The organism is Falsiroseomonas sp. RANM36 (assembly GCF_056682175.1).
The window spans coordinates 148,750-151,595 of sequence record NZ_JBWXTD010000002.1 but is presented as its reverse complement, the minus strand read 5'-3'; the positions used below and the strand labels follow the sequence as shown (position 1 = coordinate 151,595).

General features: G+C 73.5%; 3 protein-coding genes. All 3 read left to right on the top strand.

Annotated features, from left to right (window positions below):
* Positions 1-865 (top strand): penicillin-insensitive murein endopeptidase (gene mepA / locus AC1MIR_RS01625; protein WP_480026444.1); only part of this gene is annotated, 865 nt, incomplete at its 5' end.
* 134 nt (positions 866-999) lie between these two features.
* A complete protein-coding gene (locus tag AC1MIR_RS01620; protein WP_480026443.1) occupies positions 1,000-1,806 on the top strand; it encodes an ABC transporter ATP-binding protein in 807 nt (268 codons plus the stop codon).
* Positions 1,799-2,689, top strand: coding sequence for an ABC transporter permease (locus AC1MIR_RS01615; protein WP_480026442.1), 891 nt, complete (start codon positions 1,799-1,801; stop codon positions 2,687-2,689). Before AC1MIR_RS01620 ends, AC1MIR_RS01615 begins: the two co-directional genes overlap by 8 nt.
* The last annotated feature ends 157 nt before the right edge of the window (positions 2,690-2,846 follow it).

Here is a 2,846-nt window from a genome sequence, read left to right as displayed (position 1 = left end):
GCCGGGGGGGGGCCCCGCCGGGCCCCGGCCGCCCCGGGGGGGGGGGGGGGGGGCCGCCGCGGCGGCGGGGCCGGGGGCGCGCGCCGCCGACTGGCAGGCCGCCTCGCGTCCCACCGCCGGACAGCCGCGCGCGATCGGCGGCACCTCGCTCGGCTGCCTCGCCGGCGGCGTCGCGCTGCCGCATGACGGGCCGGGCTGGCAGGCGATCCGCGTCTCGCGCAACCGGCAGTGGGGGCACCCGGCGGCCATCGCGCTGGTGGAACACGTCGCCGGCCGGGCGCGGGCGGCGGGGCTGCCGGATCTCTGGATCGGCGACATCGCCCAGCCCCGCGGTGGGCCGATGCCCTGGGGGCATGCCAGCCACCAGACCGGCCTCGACGTGGACATCTGGCTCGACCTGCGGCCGAAGCCGCCGGCGCCGGTCGCCGCCCGCGAGGACCTGGCCATCCCCTCGCTCGTCCTGCCGGAGGGCCTGGCGGTGGATCCCGCCCGCTGGACCGCGCGGCATGCGCTGCTGATCCGCATCGCGGCCGAGGCGCCCGGCGTGGACCGCGTGCTGGTGAACCCGGCGATCAAGCGCCGCCTCTGCGCCGATCATGGCGGCGAGGCCTGGCTGCGCAGGGTGCGGCCCTGGCGCGGGCATGACAGCCACATGCATGTGCGCCTGCGCTGCCCGCCGGACAGCCCGCTCTGCCGCGACATCGCCCCGCCCCCCGCGGGCGATGGCTGCGACTCGACGCTCGACTGGTGGTTCAGCGACGAGGCCCTGCGCCCGCCGCCCCGCCCGGCCCGGCCCGGCCCGCCGCCCCGCCTGCCGGCAGCCTGCGCCGGGGTCCTCGCTGCCACTGATTCGCCCGCAAGATAGGCATCCTGCGCGCCGGGCAGGCAGCCCCGGCCGGCCTGCCGCGCTGCAACAAGGGCTTGTACCGTGGCGCGCGTCTTGCGTGGGGCCAGCCACGTGACGCACATCTGCGGGCGTCAAGCCGGGCAGGGGGCAGAATGGAACGGCCTTTCGTGGAGATCACCGGCGTCGCCATGCGCTATGGCGGCGTCGAGGGGACACTGGCCCTCCAGGGCACCACCATGGACGTCCGGAAGGGCGAGTTCATCGCCGTGGTCGGGCCTTCGGGCTGCGGCAAGTCCACGCTGATGCGGCTGGTGACGGGCCTCTGGCCGGCCACCGCGGGCAACGTCGTTGTCGCGGGGCAGGAGGTGGCCGGGCCGCTGTCCATCGCCGGGATGGCCTTCCAGAACCCGACCCTGCTGCCCTGGCGCAACATCCTCGACAACGTGATGCTGCCGCTCGAGGTGGTGGAGCCGCATCGCCGCCGCCTGCGCGCCGAGCGCGCGACCTATGAGGCCCGCGCCCGCGACCTGCTGGCGCTGGTCGGCCTCGGCGGCTTCGAGCAGAAATTCCCCTGGCAGCTCTCGGGCGGCATGCAGCAGCGCGCGAGCCTCTGCCGCGCGCTGATCCACGAGCCCGCGCTGCTGATGCTGGACGAGCCCTTCGCCGCGCTCGACATCTTCACGCGCGAGGATCTCTGGGCCGTGCTGCAGGATGTCTGGATGGCGCGGAAGCCGACCGTGATCCTGGTCACCCACGACCTGCGCGAGGCGGCCTATCTCGCCGACCGCGTGCTGGTCATGTCCTCCCGCCCCGGGCGGATCATCGCGGAGCGCATCGTGGACTTCCCGCGCCCGCGCACGCTGGAGACCACCTACAAGCCGGAATTCGTCTCGCTCGTGCACGACCTGCGCGAGTACATCAGCGCCGCCCGCAAGGGCGAGGAGGTGGTGAATGCCTGACGACATGACCGCCCGCCGCGCGGCGCCCGCCGCCGATACCGGCATGTCGCCCGAGGCGCTGCGCCGGCTGGAGGCGATGGCCGCCGCCGCGAAGCGCCGCCGCCGCCTGCAGGCCGCGCTGCCCTGGCTGGTGATCGTCGGCATGTTCGTGGTGTGGGAGATCGGCGTCCGCGCCTTCGACGTCCCGCAATTCGTGCTGCCCTCGCCGAGCGACATCGCCGCCAGCATGGTCAAGTGGTGGGTGCCGCTGCTCGACAATTCCTGGCAGACGCTGATGACGACCCTGATCGGCTTCGGCTTCGCCATCGTCTTCGGCCTGCTGCTCGGCGTCGCGATCGGCAGCTCGACCCTGCTCTATCACGGGCTCTACCCGCTGCTGATCGGCTTCAACTCGATCCCCAAGGTCGCGGTGGTGCCGATCCTGGTGATCTGGTTCGGCATCGGCACCGTGCCGGCCGTCATCACCGCCTTCCTGATCAGCTTCTTCCCGATCGTGGTGAATGTCGCCACCGGCATCGCGACCGTGGAGCCGGAGCTGCGCGACGTGCTGCGCGCCCTCGGCGCCCGGCACACCGACATCATCCGCAAGGTCGGCCTGCCGCGGGCGATGCCCTATTTCTTCGCCTCGCTGAAGATCTCGATCACGGTCGCCTTCGTCGGCTCCATCATCGCGGAGACGGTCGCGGCGAACAAAGGCATCGGCCACCTGATGATCCTGGCCTCGTCCCGCTTCGACGTGCCGCTGGTCTTCGCCGGGCTGATCGTCACCGCGATCATGGGCGTGGCGATGTATGTCGCCGCGGTGGCCATCGAGAACCGCACCACCGGCTGGGCCATGCGCGGCCAGAACGACCAGCAGCAGGTGAAGTTCGGCGGCGCCTGACGCCGCCGCGCGCCCCGCCGGGCGGGGGGGGGCCGGGGCCCCCCCCCCCCCCCCCGCAGCCGCACCAGCAGGCGCCAGATCGGCAGCACGAAGATGTTGCAGATCAGCGTGCGCACGAGGTGGAAGCCCAGCACCAGCGGCACGCCGACCTCCAGCG